Source organism: Helicobacter valdiviensis (assembly GCF_003245365.1).
Classification (GTDB): domain Bacteria; phylum Campylobacterota; class Campylobacteria; order Campylobacterales; family Helicobacteraceae; genus Helicobacter_D; species Helicobacter_D valdiviensis.
In genome coordinates this window covers 117489-133508 of the sequence record NZ_NBIU01000001.1, presented here as the reverse complement: position 1 = coordinate 133508, position 16020 = coordinate 117489, and the positions used below count along the sequence as shown (strand labels likewise).

The following is a 16020-nucleotide window of genomic DNA, read 5'->3' as shown; positions in this document are numbered from 1 at the left end:
TATCTAAAAGTAAGGAGTTATTGTGTTTAAATTTTTGTTTTTAATGTTTAAAATTTTTTGTTTTTCAAGCTTTTTATTAACCAATTTAAAAGCGTTTGAACCTAATAAAATTCAAAGTTTGGAAGCAAATTTTACCCAAACTCTAACTTCAGAAGATAACCATAAAATCATTTATGAGGGAGAAATTTTTTTAAAAAGTCCAAAAAGTGCCTTATGGAAATATAACAATCCCATCATAAAGGAAGTATATATTGAAGGCAATACCTTAATAATCTATGAACCAAAACTAGAGCAAGCTACTTTTAGCACTCTAAAAGAAGAGTTAAATTTGCTCACTCTATTAAAAGAAGCAAAGCAGGTGGATAAAAATCATTATGAAGCAATTTTGTCTAATCAAATTTACTCCATAGAATTAAAAAGTGATTTACCTTATATTATCCGCTACAAAGATGAGCTAAACAATAAGGTAGAAATACAGCTAAAAAATATAAAAATTAATGCATTAAAAAATGATAACATTTTTGATTTTACCCCTCCTAGTAATATTGATATTATTTATCAATAAAAACAATCTAGAACAGTATCGCTTTAAAAAACTCCTGCAAATTGAGTAAAAAGCCCACAAAGCATTTTAAATTTTACTCAAAAATTTAAATTTTTTTTGACTTCTTTAAAAATACTAGGCTAAAATAGACAATACATCTTGAATATTTTTAAGGAGTTAAGCAATGGGAACTATTACGCTTATCAACAATGAAACAGGTGAAAAATTTGATTTTGATTTAATTGACTGCACAAGAGGTCCAAAAGCAGTAGATTTTAGTAAATTATTTGAACGCACAAATATTTTCTCCTATGATCCTGGATATGGCTCCACAGCAGGTTGCGAATCTACAATTAGTTATGTGGATGGGAAAAATGGAAAATTGCTCTATAAAGGGCAACCTATTGAAGAAATTGTAAGCAAATATAAATTTAGTGATGTAGCAAAACTACTCATTACAGGAGAAGCACCTAAAAACAAACAAGAATCTGATGAATTTGATTTAGAGCTTAGACACCGATCATTTTTACATGAAGGGCTTATTAATATTTTTAGTGCCTTCCCAGATGGAGCACATCCTATGGCAAATCTAAGTTCGGCAGTTGCTGCACTTTCTACTTTCCACTTTGATCATAAAGAAATGGATGATGAAGATGATTATCAAACCATGGCAAGAAGAATTATTGCAAAGATTACCACTCTAGTAGCTTTTTCTTACCGCAATTCTATTGGTGCTCCTTTTATTTATCCTGATATTAGTCGCTCTTATGTAGAAAATTTTCTTTATATGCTTAGAGCTTATCCAGGAGGTAAATTAAAACACACATTACAAGGAGAAGAAGAAATTACCCCTTTGGAAGTAGAAGCATTAGATAAAATCTTTATTCTCCATGCAGATCATGGACAAAATGCTTCCACAACAACAGTAAGAAATGTGGCATCAACTGGGGTGCATCCTTATGCTGCAATTTCAGCAGGTATCAATGCACTTTGGGGGCCAGCTCATGGTGGAGCTAATGAAAAGGTTTTGGTGCAACTTAATGAAATTGGCGATGTTAAAAATGTAGATAAGTTTGTAGCAAAAGCTAAAGACAAAAATGATCCATTTAGATTAATGGGATTTGGACATCGCGTGTATAAAAGTTATGATCCAAGGGCAAAAGCTATCAAAGCCTTAAAAGATGAACTTAATGCAAAAGGCATTAAAATGAATGCAAGATTAAGTGAGATTGCAGAGAAATTAGAAGAGGTTGCACTTAATGATGACTATTTTAAAGAGAGAAATCTTTATCCAAATGTAGATTTTTATAGCGGTATTATTTTAACAGCACTTAAAATTCCAGTACCTCTTTTTACTCCAATGTTTGTAATTGGTAGAATGCCTGGATGGTGTGCACAAGTTATGGAACATATTAAAAATCCACATGCAAGAATTACGCGTCCGCGTCAAGTTTATTTAGGAAAATAGAAAATAAGTAAAAAATAAGGAATAGGTAAGTCTCCTTTTATCTATTCTAGGCTAGAATAAAGCCCAAAACTTTAAATACAAGGGAATATTCTATGCAGACCACTTCATCTATTGATTGGGAATTAAAAAGTTGGAGGCACAAAACAGCCCTCCAACAACCTATTTACAAAAACTTACAAGAATTAGAACAAGTAGAAGCAAAGCTCCGTAAGCTTCCGCCTCTTGTGTTTGCAGGTGAAGCAAGATCGCTTAAAACCCATTTGGCTAAAGTAGCCAAAGGGGAGGCTTTTTTACTTCAAGGGGGGGACTGTGCAGAGAGCTTTAATGATTTTAATGCTATTAAAATTAGAGATTTATTTAAAGTAATCTTGCAAATGGCTGTGGTTTTAACTTATGCGGGAGCTTGTCCTATTGTAAAAGTAGGGCGACTTGCAGGACAATTTGCAAAGCCAAGATCTAGCGATTATGAGAGTATTAATGGGGTAAGTTTGCCAAGTTATCGTGGAGATATTATTAATTCCATTGAATTTAGTGAAAGTGCAAGAGAGCCTAATCCGCAAAGGATTTTAGAAGCTTATCATCAATCAGCAGCCACCCTCAATCTAATCCGTGCTTTTGCACAAGGAGGACTTGCCAATTTAAATCAAGTTCAAAGATGGAATCTTGATTTTGCAAGTGGAAGTTCTAGTGTGCGTTATCAAGAAATGGCACAAAAGATTAATCAAGCATTAGAATTTATGGAGGCTTGTGGAATTAGTTCTAAAAACACTCCTATTTTAAGAGAAACAGAATTTTACACATCCCATGAGGCTTTATTATTAAATTATGAAGAAGCACTTACTAGACAAGATCATTTAACAGGACAATGGTATGATTGTTCAGCACATATGCTATGGATTGGTGAGAGAACTAGAAATCTTGATGGGGCGCATTTGGAATTTTTAAAAGGAGTAGACAATCCTCTTGGGGTAAAAATAGGCCCAAATGCCACAAAAGAAGATGTTTTAAAAATTTGCGACATTCTAAATCCTAAAAATGAAGCAGGGCGTTTGAATTTTATTATTAGAATGGGGGCAGATACCATCAATGAAAAGTTGCCTAGACTGCTAAAAGGTGTGAAAGGGGAGGGCAGGGAGATTGTATGGAGTATCGACCCTATGCATGGAAATACAACTAAAGCAAGTAGTGGTTATAAGACTCGAGCATTTGATAATATTTTAAGCGAAGTAAAAAGCTTTTTTGAAATCCACAGAAGCGAAGGAACTTATGCGGGTGGTGTGCATCTTGAAATGACTGGAGAAAATGTAACAGAATGTATAGGAGGTATGCAGGCTATTACTGAAGAAAATCTAGGTTGTAACTATAATACACAATGTGACCCTAGGTTAAATGCAAATCAAGCTGTAGAACTTTCCTTTTTGATAGCCGATATTTTAAAACATAGAAAAATTTAAGGTGTATTTGTGGTAAAATGCCACAAATTTACCTAATTTTTTGCTTAATTATGCTTTATTTTGATAAAAATTTAAAATTTCATAAAAATTTGTTTAAAATTTCCTAAAAATTATGTTACAATTTCATAAATTTTTGCTGTAAGAGGAAGTTTTCAATGAGAATTTTGATAATCGAAGATGAAATTAGTTTAAATAAAACCATTACGGAAGGCTTGAATGAGTTTAATTATCAAACTGATATTGCCGAAAATCTTAAGGATGGTGAATACTACATTAGTATTAGAAATTATGATTTAGTGCTTGTAGATTGGATGTTGCCAGATGGCAATGGTTTAGAGATTATTACACAAATTAAAAATAAATCTCCAAGAACTGCTGTAATTGTAATCTCTGCAAGAGATGATGTGGAAAGTGAAGTAGCTGCACTAAAGGGTGGGGCAGATGATTTTATGGCTAAACCTTTTGATTTTAATGTGCTTTTAGCCAGAATTGAAGCTAGACTCCGCTTTGGTGGAACCAATTTAATTGAGATTGAAGATTTAATCATCAATCCAGATGAAGAAAAAATTACTTATAAAGGTCAAGAAATTGAACTTAAAGGTAAGCCTTTTGAAGTTTTAACGCATTTAGCTAGACATAGAGATCAGATTGTTTCTAAAGAACAATTATTAGATGCTATTTGGGAAGAGCCAGAACTAGTAACCCCAAATGTTATTGAAGTAGCAATTAATCAAATCCGTCAAAAAATGGATAAACCTCTAAGTATCGCTACAATAGAAACAGTTCGTCGTAGGGGATATAGATTTTGTTATCCAAAAGGAGCATAAGGGGAGACTATACGCGACAAATTGTCGTCTCCTTTAGCTTATTAATTTTTCTTTTCTCTTTTTCACTTTATGCTTATATGCGTAATTCTTTTTATGCAGATATTAAAAATAATATTTATGATAATATTCACACCATCCTTCAAAGTAGTATTTCCTATAAAGTAGGGCAAATATTTTATATTCAAAAACCGGATATTTTAAAAGATGAAAAACTTAAAATAGAGATTATTTCTACACAAAATAAAATTACAAACAGCGAAAAAACTTATAAAAAAGATAAGAGAGTGTTTTATGAAATTATCTATTTTTACAAAAATAATCAAGCTCTAAAAATCACACAAGACATTACACAAATTAATGCCTTTTTAGATAAAATTCTACATAGTATTATTATAGTTGGATTTTTTGGGCTTATTTTAATAAAACTTTTTGCACTTGCTTTTTCTAATATTCTTTATAAGCCCATATCAAAGCTTTCAAAATCACTATCTACCTTAAAAGAAAGCAATTTGGAAAATATTAAAGAGGACAATCTCCCTTTAGAGTTTCAACCTCTTATTGCCTCTATCAACGAGCTTTTAAATAAAATCAAAAACCACCTTTCATACCAAAAACAATTATTTATTGGTATTGCTCATGAGTTAAAAACTCCGCTTGCTGTAATGAAGACAAAATCAGAAGTTACACTCCTAAAAGAAAGAGATAAAGAAAAATATATAGAATCTTTAAAAACAAATATTAAAAGTATTGATGAAATGAATGCAATTATTAAAACAATTTTAGAATTAGGTAGGCAAGAGAGTGCTCAATTTGAAAAAACAAGTGATGTAGATATTATGAAGATTTTAAGAGAGCTTGCAGAAAACTTCAAAATTCTTGCACAAAAAGAAAACAAGATTTTTAATATCCTTTTGGAGCCTCAAGAACTATTTGCCAATATTAAGCCTACGCTACTTACACAAATTGTGCAAAACTTCTTACAAAATGCCTTTAAATTTACACCGCAAAACAAACATATTGAGCTAAAAAGTCAGCTAACCACAAATGGATTCTTGCAAATTATTGTTTTGGATGAGGGATGTGGGCTTGATTGTGAGTTGGATAATATTTACGCTCCTTTTAGACGCTCTGGAAACAAGAGTGGAGCAGGGCTTGGACTGTTTTTAGCTAAAAATGCAGCTAATGCTCTTGGCGGAAATATTTCTTTGCAAAACCGCAAAGATACTCAAGGCACAGTCGCTACTTTTATGCTTAAAATTACATAAAGCTTATCAATAATATTTCAATAAAATTCTATAAAATTTCTCTAAAGAGCTCTTAAAAGCTCTAATGCGATTAAAGATTTATCGTTATAGAGCAGGGGAGCAAAATACTAATAAAGCCCTAAAATGCCTTAAGGACTTAAAAGCAGAAATTGCAAATGCTTCTAAATTGGAAAAATTTAGAAGTTTCCTATCTTCTAAGCAAGAAAAAGATTTTAGCTTTGTCAATGAATTACAAAACTATTGCAAATAAGGTGTTTAATGAATAAATTTGAAGTTAAAAATAATCTTAAAAAGTTAATGATTTTATCAATAACAAAAAAGGAACAAGAGGGCGTAAGTCTTTAGAAGAATCTAAGAAGAGAAATAATGTAATTAGTATCTATCTAAACGATGAGGATTTTAAAAAAGTTAAAGAGAAAGCAGAAAAAGCAAGACTGCCTATAAGCCAATACATTACTTTAAAGATTTTTCAGAATGAGGACTAATTGCCAAATTATTTTTAATATTTTTTGATTTTATAAAATCTTTTTCATTTTGTTTGATTTTAAGTGCCATAGCTTTTAAAAAGTGATTGTTATCTATTTTAAATTCTTTGGTAAGAATTTCTAACTCTTTATAAGTAAAAGAATGGATCTTTTGTTTATGGGGTAAAGTTTCCATTGCAAAAGAGTTAGAAACTTATTAACAATTATTCATCAATAGGGCATTTTTAAAGCTTTAGTCTGTCTCCTTTGAAAATCCTTAATAGTTTGAAAATTATAGTTTTCAATACTAAAATTAAGTTTCTTTTGGATATAATCTAATCTTTAATAATTATCTTAATCTCATTTAAGATTAGTATAAATTAAACACCAAAGGTATTTTATGCGTTATCCTATAGATTTTAAAGATGACTTTCCTAAAAATTTGCTTTTTTGGCTGGAGCGTTTTATTTATCATAAATTAAATAGTCTCTCAAACCATCAAGTAGATGATAAAAAAGAAATTATTAAAAGCCTAGAAACCTTGCGTAAAGGCACAGAAAGCATTAATCATCTCCAAGAAGTATGCAAACAATGCAGAAATGCAGGACTTATAGGAATAAATACCTATATTAATCCGCTCTTAAAGCTTTATGAATATCTTACATATCTAGGCTTAGCTTCTTTAAAAGAAGTAGATGAGGAAATGCTAAGAGAATTTTTAACAATCCATACAAGTTCTCTTAAAGATGCTAGTAAAAAAAATTACCGTATTGCACTTATTAATTTTTTTGGTTTTATTGACAAACAAAACGAAGAAGATGATGGAACTTCACATATTTTTAGAATTGAACTTAAAAATTGGGGAGGTTTGCGTGGTAAAAGCGGGCAAAAGCTACCTGCTTATATGAATGAAGAAGAAGTAAAGAAATTTTTGGAAGGTATTGACAGCTTTCCTTTTAAGCAGCAAGACTTGGCTTATCGCAACCGACTCTTATTGAAAACCATCATCTATACAGGTATTCGTGTGAGTGAAGCTCTAAATTTAAAAATAAAAGATTTGATGTTGGATAAAGAATTTTATGTGCTTCAAGTGCGTGGAAAAGGAAATAAACCGCGTGTTGTAATGATTAAGGCTCAAAATATCCAAACAGATTTAAGCGGATATTTAAACACTAGAGTAGATACCAAAGACAATGATTTTCTTTTTTGTAATCATAAAGGAGGCAAACTCACACAAGCTTATGTAAGCCGTGTTGTTGAACAAGTATTGCTTACAAATGGTATCAGAAAAGAAAAAAATGGAGCACATATGCTAAGACATACCTTTGCTACCCTACTCTATCAAAAAAGTCAAGATTTGGTTTTAGTGCAAGAAGCATTAGGACATGCGAGTTTAGATACTTCAAGAATTTATACCCATTTTGATAAACAAAGATTAAAAGCTACAACAGAAATTATGCCCTAAAAGGGCATATATGAAGTTATTTTGTAAATAACACAGAACTTGCTTTATCTTCCCCATAAATAGGAGCTAAAGTTTTTTGATAAGCTTCTTGCATAAAGCCGTTTTCATTAAGAGTTTGTAACTCTTTGTTAAGCCAATCTAGTAGCTCTTTATCACCTTTTTTGACAGCAGGAGCAATTACATCTTCTGCACCAAGCTTGGAAATTCCAACGCTATAACCTTCATTTTCTTTTGCCCAAGCATATACTAAAAGATTATCATGTGCTAAAGCTACACCTCTGCCATCCTTAAGTGCTAAAAATGCTTCTGTATTTTGATCATATTTTAAAAGCTCAATTTCTGGGTGGTTTTTACTGAAGTAAAAATCTGCAGTTGTTCCTTTATTTACAATTAATTTCTTGCCTGCTAAATCCTTCACATCTTGAATGCTCCCATCTTTAGAAACCACGCCTAAAGCTACCTTCATATAAGGAGTGGCAAAATCTACAACCTGCTCTCTTTCTTTAGTTTTAGTAAAGTTTGCCATAATAATATCTACTTTAGAGCTTTTTAAAAACTCTACTCTACTAGCGGCCTCTACTAGCTCAAATTTAACTTTGCTTTCATCGCCCAACAAATCTTTGGCAATTCTTTTTGCAATATACACATCAAAGCCATCATTTTTACCTTCTTTATTTACAAAACCAAAAGGAGGTTTATCGCTAAAAACTCCAATTGTTACAACACCTTTTTGTTTAATGTTTTCTAGGCTATTTTTGTTTTCTTGGTTATTATTGCCACAACCTACAAAAACAATTCCTAATAACACTAAGATAAAACTTAAAATTAACTTTCTCATTAAATCAACCTTAAATAAAAATTTTACCCGCCTATTTTAGCAAGAAAAACTTTTATTTTTAGGTTTTAGAAGTCAAAAACACTCAAAAATTTTTGCGCTCTTTTGCTTTTTGGTTTTGCAAAAAACTCTTCTGGCTTCGCAATTTCCGCTATTTCTCCACCATCAAAAAACACAATGGTATCTGCTACATTTTGTGCAAATTTCATCTCATGGGTAACAAGTATCATAGTCATTCCTTCGCTTGCTAATTCCTTGATTACCTCTAAAACCTCTTTTACCATTTCAGGATCTAAAGATGCGGTAACTTCATCAAACAAAATCATTTCAGGATTCATACATAAAGCCCTTATGATTGCCACTCTTTGTTTTTGTCCACCACTTAGATTTTTAGGATAAAAGTTTTTTTTATCTTCTAGTCCCACTCTTGCTAGCAACTCTAGTGCTTGCTGATACACTTCTTCTTTGGATCTTTTTTGCACTTTTATAGGTGCTAAAGAAATATTTTCCATAACACTTAAATGTGGAAAAAGTTCATAATTTTGAAATACCATACCAATTTTTTGTCTTAATTTACTCCAATTAGGTTTAGTATTGCCACAAATTAACTCACCTTTAAAATAAATTTCTCCTCCGCTAATTTCTTCTAATCCATTAATGCAACGCAAAAATGTGCTTTTGCCACATCCACTAGGTCCCAAAATTGCACATACTTCGCCTTTTTTAACTTTTAAAGAAACATCTTTTAGGATTTTATGTTCTCCAAAGTCTTTCTTTAAATGTCTAATATCTAATAAAACTTCATTACTAATATGATGAGACAATTTTACTCCTTATTGCAATCTATCTTCCAATTTTTTTGAAAACAGTGAGAGAGGATAACATAATAAAAAATAAGCCAAAAATATTCCTCCATAAACCCAAAAACTAGCAAACGGATTTTCTAAGATATTATTTTCAATAATCTGTTGCCCTATTTTCAAAAGATCACTCACACCTATTAAAGCAGCCAATGATGTAGTTTTAACCATTCTTGTAAAAAGATTCACTAAAGAAGGCAATAATCTTTTTAAGCCTTGTGGGAGCAAAATGAAAATTTGTATTTTAACCTCGCCTAACCCTAATGCTCTTGCACTTTCAATTTGGTGTTTGGGTAAGCTGCTTATTGCACCTCTTACTAAATCTCCCATTTCCGCAATTCCCCAAAGACTGAAAACAAAGATACAAGCTCCAACAGCACTAAAACTAAAAATTGATGAAAGGCCAAAATACACAATAAAAAGCCAAGCCAAAACAGGGATAATTCTAATTGCTTCTAAATAAAAATTACAAGTAAATCTTACAAAAAGATTTTTTGCATTCATTAAATACCCTAAAATAAACCCAAAAATACAAGAAAAAAATATAGCAACAAAAGAAATTTCAAAAGTAATAAAAAGTCCTTGCATAAGGCGTCTAATATTTTGAAAATCTAATAAAATCTCCATCTATAGCCTTTTTTTATAATATTTTTCTAGGCCAGAAAAAAGAATAGAAATAGGTAAAAGCACAATTAAATAACAAGCAATAAGCAATAAAAAAGCTTCATTTGTTTTGCTATAAGTTCCAATAATGTCTTTAGTGACATATAAAACATCAGGCAATGCAATAGCAGTTACTACAGAAGTTTCTTTAAGCAAAAAGATTACATTTGCTCCAATATAAGGCAAACTTACAACAAGAGCTTGAGGCAATGTAATAAAAAATAAAATTTGCAAATTCTCTAGCCCTAAACTTTTGGCAGATTCAATTTGTATCTTGCTTACAGCCTCAAATCCAGAACGAAAAGATTCTGCCATATAGCTTCCTCCCAAAAATACAACTGCACAAATAGCACAAGTATAAGCTTCAAGCTTTAAACCAAGTCGCGAAAGCCCATAATAAATAAAAAAAAGTTGTATCAGCATGGGTGTATTTCTTGAAATTTCTACATAAATATTTACAAATGTTTTTAAATATTTAATCTTGTAATACTGCACCAATGCCACAAAAAAGCCAAAAATAATCGCCAAGGCTATTCCAAAAAATGAAAGATGGAGCGTTAGCCATAACGCTTTGCTAAAAGCTGGAATGGATTGTAAGATAAATTCCCAATCAAACAAAATTATCCCCTAAATCCTAGTGTAAGAAATGCCTTACTCCGCTAAAATATAAGGACATTCCAAGTTCATTAGCACATGCAATTACTTCATCATCTCTAATGCTACCACCTGGCTCAATAATAGCACTCACACCTGCTTTATGGGCTTCTTCTATGCTGTCTTTAAAAGGAAAAAATGCTTCACTTGCCAAAACGCAACCTTTTAAATCTAGTCCCATTTCTTGTGCTTTTCTAATCGCGCTCTTTGCAGCATCTACACGGCTTGTCATCCCCATGCCCACAGCTACCATTGCATTATTTTTCACATAAACAACACAATTTGATTTGACTAAAGAAGCCACTTTATAAGCAATCTCTAAATCCCTTTTTTGTTCTTTTGTGGCTTCTAGCTTACTAACACATTTAGCATCTCTTACTTCATTCTCCCCTACACTATCGCTATCTTGCAATACAAATCCACCTTCAATATGTTTAAAATCATATTTGTCTTTAGGGAATTTTAAATATTCTCCACCGCATACAAAAATTTTAATCTTTTTTTTGTTTTCAAATACACTTAAAGCTTCTTTTGTAATGCTTGGTGCTATTAAAACTTCAATAAAAATTTTATTAATCTCTTCTGCTAATTCTTGATTTACTTCTCCATTTATAGCTACTACACCCCCATAAGCTGAAACGCTATCGCATTTTAAGGCTTCTTTATAGGAATCCAAAAGCGTTTCTTTAATGGCAAAACCACAAGGATTTGCATGTTTTACAATACAAACTGCAGGAGAAGTTCCAAAGCTTGAAGCAATTTTAACTGCATTGTTAATATCGGTTAGATTATTAAAACTGATTTCACCTTTTAGGGCTTTAAAATCGTTAGAATAAAATTTATCAAACTCATAATAAGCTCCTTTTTGGTGTGGATTTTCTCCATAGCGTGTAGGCGCTACTAAAGTTCCATAAATAAAGTGTTTATTTCCAAAACCACCTTTAAATCTTGCATTCATATAATTTGCAATCATACAATCATAGTTTGCAGTATGCTCATAGGCTTTTATCATCATTGCTTGACGGAACTCTAGCGTATTTTCATTTCTTTTTAAACGCTCTATTACTTCTTTATAATCATTTGTATCTGTAACTATCAAAACAGATTGGAAGTTTTTAGCAGCAGCCCTAACCATTGAAGGACCACCTATATCAATATTTTCAATAATTTCATCAAAATCATCCGTTTTTTCTATAGTTTCTTTAAAGGGATAAAGATTGACACAAACTAAGGAAATATCTTTAATGCCAAATTCTTTAGCCACTTTCACATCTTCTTGCAATTCTCTTCTGTGTAAAATTCCTCCATGAATTTTTGGGTGTAAGGTTTTTACCCTGCCATCAAACATTTCTGGACTTTGTGTATAACTACTTACATCTAAAACTTCTAAGCCATTTTCTTTTAGAGTTTTTAGTGTTCCACCTGTAGATAAAATCTCATATCCAAGTTCTATTAATTCTTTAGCAAAAGCAACTATTCCATTCTTATCGCTCACACTTAAAAGTGCTGTCATTCTACTTCCTCATCAATTAAAATAAATTTGGATTATAACAAATCAAACTTTACTTAGTTTAAAAAACATCCAAATGCTACTTAACCCTAGTAAGATTACAGGTCCTAAAATGCTAATTTCAGGCTGTAAAAAACCACTCATTGAGAGTCTTGAAAATCCAAAAAAGATTCCCCAAACCACCAAGACCATTAAAATCATTCCTAAAGCATTTGCCACAAGATTACAATAACGATTAGAGTTTGGCACAAAATAGGCCAAAATTACCATAATTAAAGGTGCAAAAAATGGAAAAAATACCAAAGAATACAAAACTCCACGCATTTTTTGTGTGTTAATTTCTTGGTTTTTTAATAAGAAAATTGCCTCATACGCATCTAAAATAGACATACCATTTTCTTGCTCATAAATGCTATCTAAAATTTTTGGTTTAAAACCGCTTAAGATTTTATACTCTGCTTGTTCTTCTATATTAAGAGGTGTCTCTCCTAACTTAAGAATATTTTTTATTTGTTTAATGCTAACATTTTCTAAAATCCACTCGTTATTATTAAAAGTTGCCTTTTGCGATTCTAAAATACGCTCTAACTGGGTGCCTTCACTATTAAATTCATATACTTTAATGTTTTCAGCACTCTTTAAAAAAGGAAAAATACGACCAAAATATACATAGGAATGATCGTATTTTACAAAAAGATCTTTTTTAAAATCTCCTAAAAAACCTTGATCTACAATCATATCAATCTTTTCTTTTGCGTATGCAAAAGAGGTAAAATTCAAAAGCACATAAACGCAAGTTAGTAAAAATGCACTTATAAAAACAGGCAAGAAAAGTTTTATTTTGGTATAGCCTAATGCCAAAAAAGCAGTAAATTGAGAATTTTTAACAAGAGCCAAAAAAAGAACAATTTGTGCCAAAATTAAAGCAAGGGGTAAAATAAAATTGCTTGCATACAAAAAATCATAAAAAATAAGCAATACCATTAAATTAGCAGAACTTGGTAATCTATCAAGATATTTTGCTAAATCTACTACCACAAAAAAGCATTCCAAAGATGCAAAAAAAATAAAAAAATACTTTAAATACAAAAAAACAATATAACGCGTAAATAGTTTCATTATCCCTCTTTTTTTGCATTTAAAGTAAAATGGGCACTTATCTTACTTGCTAATTCTTGTGGATTTTGTAACTTTATTATCTCTTTAATTGCTTTTATGCAATGTAAAATTAAGTCTTTTTGGAGTTTTATTTCTTCTTTTGTAAAATCTTCTAGCACCCAAGAAATTACCTTTTCCTTTTCTAATGGTTTGCCAATTCCATAACGCAAACGGTAATATAAATTTCCACACAGTGCATCTATAGATTTTAATCCATTATGCCCTCCACTGCTTCCACCATATTTAAATTTAATGCTACCAAAAGGCAAATCCAATTCATCATGCAATACTAAAATATCTTGCACTTTATAAAAATTTTTTACCGCTAAAACGGATTTTCCTGACAAATTCATAAAGGTAGTAGGTTTTAAAAAAAGAAGATTATGAGATTTATAAAGCTCACCTAAAAAGTCTTTGTTAGAAATATGAATGGCTTTAAAATCTTCCATTAAAGAATCTATGATTTTAAAGCCTATATTGTGGCGGTTATTTTCGTATTTATTACCTGGATTTCCTAAACCGACAACTAAAAACATTTTAAAAAATTAGCGTGATTTAACAACACCTACGATAGCAACATCATCACGCTCTACAATTTTTACACCTGCAGTTTGTGGCAAATCGCGCACCAATACTACATCGCCCACATCCAAATCACTTACATTAATTTCGTAATCTTTTGGTAAATTTTCAGGAGCAGATTTTACTTTAATTCTCTTTTTAGAAATAATCAAAGCACCTTTATTTTTTAAACCCTTAGGCACACCTACTGTTCTTACTTTTACAGAATATTTTGCTTCAATACCTTTTTGGGCTAGCATTAAATCCACATGGATAATTTCGCTTGTGATAGGATCTTTTTGATATTCTTGAATAACTACTGGATATTCTTTAGAAGCTACTTCTACATTAAAAATTAAATCTGTTTTATTCTTTACTTCACGAATAAAATCATTTCTCTTAAAAGCACAATGGATATTTTCTTTGCCTTTACCATAAATGTTGGCAATTAGATAACCATTTTTTCTCAACTGTTTTACTTCAGCCTTTGAAATACTCTCTCTAATTATTCCGCTTAACATTCTTTTTCCTTACTAAGTTAAAATAAAAGTGCTAATTATAGCCTTTTTTGTTAAAAACTACTTTAATTTTAAAGACTTTCTAAAATTTTTGCAAATGCAATTTTAAAATCTTCTAAGCCCTGCTCTATTAATTCTTTACAAACCATTTCTAAATCAATCCCTGCCTCTTGAATGTTTTTGTAATATTCTTCTAGTTTTTCAACGCTAGGCAAATAAGCCTCTTGCAAATCATTAACTTGCATAAAGGCTTCAATAGTATGTAGAGGTGCGGTATTAATAGAGTGTGTATGGTAAAGTTCTTTTATATAATAGCTAGGCTCTAAGTCATTCCCTTTTACTCCTGTGCTTGCAAAAAGTGTTCTCACACAAGGCAATTCATAATTATTAATAATATGATAAAGGTATTGAGCATTTTTGATACCTAAAGTAGCAGTAGGTAGATTATTTTGTTTTAAAACTGTATCGCATTTTCTATCCAAACGCGATACAAATACGCTTACAACTGCTCTTGGGTAGTCTTTAATTGCCCTATTGCTTTGTGTTTTTAAAACCTCATAACCTTTTTTAAAGGCTTCCATACAAGAAATTGTTTGCTCTTTAGTAAAAACCAAAGTAGCATTTACTGAAATCCCCTTAGCTATCAAAGCCTCCATAGCTTCATAGCCTGCTTTTGTGGCAGGTATTTTTATCATCACATTGGGATAATTGATTTCTTGAAACAATCTTTCACCCTCTTCTATAGTAGCTTTAGCATCATCACACAAATTAGGATCTACCTCTAAACTAACATAACCATCATTAGGATTATTTTTAAAAAGAGGTAATAAAATTTCAGCAGCTCTTTGAATGTCGCTTTTTGCTAAAGTTTCATAGATTTCTTTTTTATTTTTTCCTTTAAGCTCTTCTTTTTGTTTTTTATAGCTATCTTTACTTAAGGCTTGCTGGAAAATAATAGGATTACTTGTAGCTCCTTTAACCACATCACCTGCAACCATTTTAGAAAAATCTTTTTCTAAAAACTCTCTTTCAATAAAATCACACCATAAAGAAAATGAAAAATTACTTTGCATTTTTAATCCTTAAAATAAATTAAATATATTGTTTGATTATTGATAAGTCTTTTTCATCAACCACAATATTTGCAGCCTTTTTTAAGACATCCTTTGCACAAAAAGCCACTCTTTTGTATGCGTATTGGAACATAGAAATATCATTTGCTCCATCTCCCACTACAATGGTATCTTCATAGCTTATACCCAATAAAGATTGAATCTTATTCAACATTCTTCCTTTGGAATATGAAAACATCATCTCTCCCCCTACAGAACCTGTTAAGAAGCCATGATTATGGTGCAAGGTATTGCTAAAATGAATATCATAGCCCAATGCTTTTCTTCCCGCGCAAACTCCCTCATCAAATCCTCCACTAAAAACTACAACCTTATAATCTTTTTCTTTTAAAGCTTGGATTAATTCTTTGGCACCTGGATTATATGTTAAGTTTTCACACACTTCTAGGACAAGTTTTAAAGGCATTCCCTCTAATGTAGCTACGCGTCTTTTTAAACTATGATAAAAATCTAAATCACCATTCATAGCATCTTTTGTAATCTTTCTTACTTCTTCAAAACTTCCATGTGCTTGTGCTAAGAGATCAATGGTTTCTCCATCCATTAATGTAGAATCAAAATCAAATACAGCTAATTTCAAATTTATCCTTTTCAATTATTTATTTGCATTATAATATTTAACAATATTCAAAGAAATTTAG

19 protein-coding genes are annotated in these 16020 nt (G+C 31.1%); 8 read left to right on the top strand and 11 right to left on the bottom strand.

Annotation, left to right across the window (positions count from 1 at the left end; translation table 11 throughout):
* Window positions 1-22 precede the first annotated feature (22 nt).
* The 7 genes from lolA (at window position 23) to B6S12_RS11790 (ending at window position 6043) form a co-directional block, all read left to right on the top strand.
* On the top strand, window positions 23-565 hold the full coding sequence (lolA, locus tag B6S12_RS00610; protein WP_111228877.1) for a LolA-like outer membrane lipoprotein chaperone: 543 nt from the start codon (window positions 23-25) through the stop codon (window positions 563-565).
* 163 nt (window positions 566-728) lie between these two features.
* Complete coding sequence (locus B6S12_RS00605; RefSeq protein ID WP_111228876.1) at window positions 729-2012, top strand: citrate synthase; 1284 nt, start codon at window positions 729-731, stop codon at window positions 2010-2012.
* A 92-nt stretch (window positions 2013-2104) separates the two neighbouring features.
* Window positions 2105-3466, top strand: coding sequence for a class II 3-deoxy-7-phosphoheptulonate synthase (locus tag B6S12_RS00600; RefSeq protein ID WP_111228875.1), 1362 nt, complete (start codon window positions 2105-2107; stop codon window positions 3464-3466).
* Window positions 3467-3621: 155 nt separating this feature from the next.
* Entirely contained in the window at window positions 3622-4293 is a 672-nt protein-coding gene (hsrA, locus tag B6S12_RS00595) for a homeostatic response regulator transcription factor HsrA (RefSeq protein ID WP_111228874.1), read from the top strand.
* A 77-nt stretch (window positions 4294-4370) separates the two neighbouring features.
* The gene (locus B6S12_RS00590; protein ID WP_245892442.1) at window positions 4371-5558 is read left to right on the top strand and encodes a sensor histidine kinase; all 1188 of its coding nucleotides are present in this window, start codon (window positions 4371-4373) and stop codon (window positions 5556-5558) included.
* A gap of 64 nt (window positions 5559-5622) precedes the next feature.
* Window positions 5623-5808, top strand: coding sequence for a hypothetical protein (locus tag B6S12_RS00585; RefSeq protein WP_111228873.1), 186 nt, complete (start codon window positions 5623-5625; stop codon window positions 5806-5808).
* A gap of 55 nt (window positions 5809-5863) precedes the next feature.
* On the top strand, window positions 5864-6043 hold the full coding sequence (locus tag B6S12_RS11790; protein WP_111228925.1) for a plasmid mobilization protein: 180 nt from the start codon (window positions 5864-5866) through the stop codon (window positions 6041-6043).
* On the opposite strand, the gene B6S12_RS00575 is transcribed toward B6S12_RS11790, so the two are convergent.
* Window positions 6012-6218 carry a hypothetical protein gene (locus B6S12_RS00575; protein WP_111228872.1) on the bottom strand — a complete coding sequence of 69 codons (207 nt, stop codon included), beginning with the start codon at window positions 6216-6218 and terminating at the stop codon, window positions 6012-6014. The genes B6S12_RS11790 and B6S12_RS00575 overlap by 32 nt on opposite strands.
* Window positions 6219-6422: 204 nt before the next feature.
* Here B6S12_RS00575 and B6S12_RS00570 point away from each other — a divergent pair, with 204 nt between their 5' ends.
* On the top strand, window positions 6423-7487 hold the full coding sequence (locus B6S12_RS00570; protein ID WP_111228871.1) for a tyrosine-type recombinase/integrase: 1065 nt from the start codon (window positions 6423-6425) through the stop codon (window positions 7485-7487).
* A gap of 16 nt (window positions 7488-7503) precedes the next feature.
* On the opposite strand, the gene B6S12_RS00565 is transcribed toward B6S12_RS00570, so the two are convergent.
* From B6S12_RS00565 to serB, 10 genes are all read right to left on the bottom strand, one after another.
* Window positions 7504-8325, bottom strand: coding sequence for a cysteine ABC transporter substrate-binding protein (locus B6S12_RS00565; RefSeq protein WP_111228870.1), 822 nt, complete (start codon window positions 8323-8325; stop codon window positions 7504-7506).
* Between the two features lie 65 nt (window positions 8326-8390).
* On the bottom strand, window positions 8391-9146 hold the full coding sequence (locus B6S12_RS00560) for an amino acid ABC transporter ATP-binding protein (protein ID WP_111228869.1): 756 nt from the start codon (window positions 9144-9146) through the stop codon (window positions 8391-8393).
* A gap of 9 nt (window positions 9147-9155) precedes the next feature.
* Window positions 9156-9809, bottom strand: coding sequence for an amino acid ABC transporter permease (locus B6S12_RS00555; protein ID WP_111228868.1), 654 nt, complete (start codon window positions 9807-9809; stop codon window positions 9156-9158).
* The gene (locus tag B6S12_RS00550) at window positions 9810-10463 is read right to left on the bottom strand and encodes an amino acid ABC transporter permease (protein WP_111228867.1); all 654 of its coding nucleotides are present in this window, start codon (window positions 10461-10463) and stop codon (window positions 9810-9812) included. It lies immediately after the preceding gene.
* A gap of 16 nt (window positions 10464-10479) precedes the next feature.
* On the bottom strand, window positions 10480-12012 hold the full coding sequence (purH, locus tag B6S12_RS00545; RefSeq protein WP_111228866.1) for a bifunctional phosphoribosylaminoimidazolecarboxamide formyltransferase/IMP cyclohydrolase: 1533 nt from the start codon (window positions 12010-12012) through the stop codon (window positions 10480-10482).
* A 42-nt stretch (window positions 12013-12054) separates the two neighbouring features.
* Entirely contained in the window at window positions 12055-13128 is a 1074-nt protein-coding gene (locus B6S12_RS00540) for an LptF/LptG family permease (RefSeq protein ID WP_111228865.1), read from the bottom strand.
* Window positions 13128-13703: an aminoacyl-tRNA hydrolase gene (gene pth / locus B6S12_RS00535; protein WP_111228864.1), complete on the bottom strand. Its 576-nt coding sequence runs from the start codon at window positions 13701-13703 to the stop codon at window positions 13128-13130. Before pth ends, B6S12_RS00540 begins: the two co-directional genes overlap by 1 nt.
* Before the next feature lie 9 nt (window positions 13704-13712).
* Window positions 13713-14249, bottom strand: coding sequence for a 50S ribosomal protein L25/general stress protein Ctc (locus B6S12_RS00530; protein WP_111228863.1), 537 nt, complete (start codon window positions 14247-14249; stop codon window positions 13713-13715).
* A gap of 68 nt (window positions 14250-14317) precedes the next feature.
* Complete coding sequence (locus B6S12_RS00525) at window positions 14318-15319, bottom strand: transaldolase (RefSeq protein WP_111228862.1); 1002 nt, start codon at window positions 15317-15319, stop codon at window positions 14318-14320.
* Window positions 15320-15338: 19 nt separating this feature from the next.
* Entirely contained in the window at window positions 15339-15959 is a 621-nt protein-coding gene (serB, locus tag B6S12_RS00520) for a phosphoserine phosphatase SerB (RefSeq protein WP_111228861.1), read from the bottom strand.
* Window positions 15960-16020 lie beyond the last annotated feature (61 nt).

What these genes read in the sequence shown, in the direction of transcription:
- B6S12_RS00605 (WP_111228876.1), top strand. Translation starts at nt 729, where the DNA reads ATGGGAACTATTACGCTTATCAACAATGAAACAGGTGAAAAATTTGAT.
- B6S12_RS00600 (WP_111228875.1), top strand. Translation starts at nt 2,105, where the DNA reads ATGCAGACCACTTCATCTATTGATTGGGAATTAAAAAGTTGGAGGCAC.
- hsrA (WP_111228874.1), top strand. Translation starts at nt 3,622, where the DNA reads ATGAGAATTTTGATAATCGAAGATGAAATTAGTTTAAATAAAACCATT.
- B6S12_RS00590 (WP_245892442.1), top strand. Translation starts at nt 4,371, where the DNA reads ATGCGTAATTCTTTTTATGCAGATATTAAAAATAATATTTATGATAAT.
- B6S12_RS00585 (WP_111228873.1), top strand. Translation starts at nt 5,623, where the DNA reads ATGCGATTAAAGATTTATCGTTATAGAGCAGGGGAGCAAAATACTAAT.
- B6S12_RS00575 (WP_111228872.1), bottom strand. Translation starts at nt 6,218, where the DNA reads ATGGAAACTTTACCCCATAAACAAAAGATCCATTCTTTTACTTATAAA.
- B6S12_RS00570 (WP_111228871.1), top strand. Translation starts at nt 6,423, where the DNA reads ATGCGTTATCCTATAGATTTTAAAGATGACTTTCCTAAAAATTTGCTT.
- B6S12_RS00565 (WP_111228870.1), bottom strand. Translation starts at nt 8,325, where the DNA reads ATGAGAAAGTTAATTTTAAGTTTTATCTTAGTGTTATTAGGAATTGTT.
- B6S12_RS00555 (WP_111228868.1), bottom strand. Translation starts at nt 9,809, where the DNA reads ATGGAGATTTTATTAGATTTTCAAAATATTAGACGCCTTATGCAAGGA.
- purH (WP_111228866.1), bottom strand. Translation starts at nt 12,012, where the DNA reads ATGACAGCACTTTTAAGTGTGAGCGATAAGAATGGAATAGTTGCTTTT.
- B6S12_RS00540 (WP_111228865.1), bottom strand. Translation starts at nt 13,128, where the DNA reads ATGAAACTATTTACGCGTTATATTGTTTTTTTGTATTTAAAGTATTTT.
- pth (WP_111228864.1), bottom strand. Translation starts at nt 13,703, where the DNA reads ATGTTTTTAGTTGTCGGTTTAGGAAATCCAGGTAATAAATACGAAAAT.
- B6S12_RS00530 (WP_111228863.1), bottom strand. Translation starts at nt 14,249, where the DNA reads ATGTTAAGCGGAATAATTAGAGAGAGTATTTCAAAGGCTGAAGTAAAA.
- B6S12_RS00525 (WP_111228862.1), bottom strand. Translation starts at nt 15,319, where the DNA reads ATGCAAAGTAATTTTTCATTTTCTTTATGGTGTGATTTTATTGAAAGA.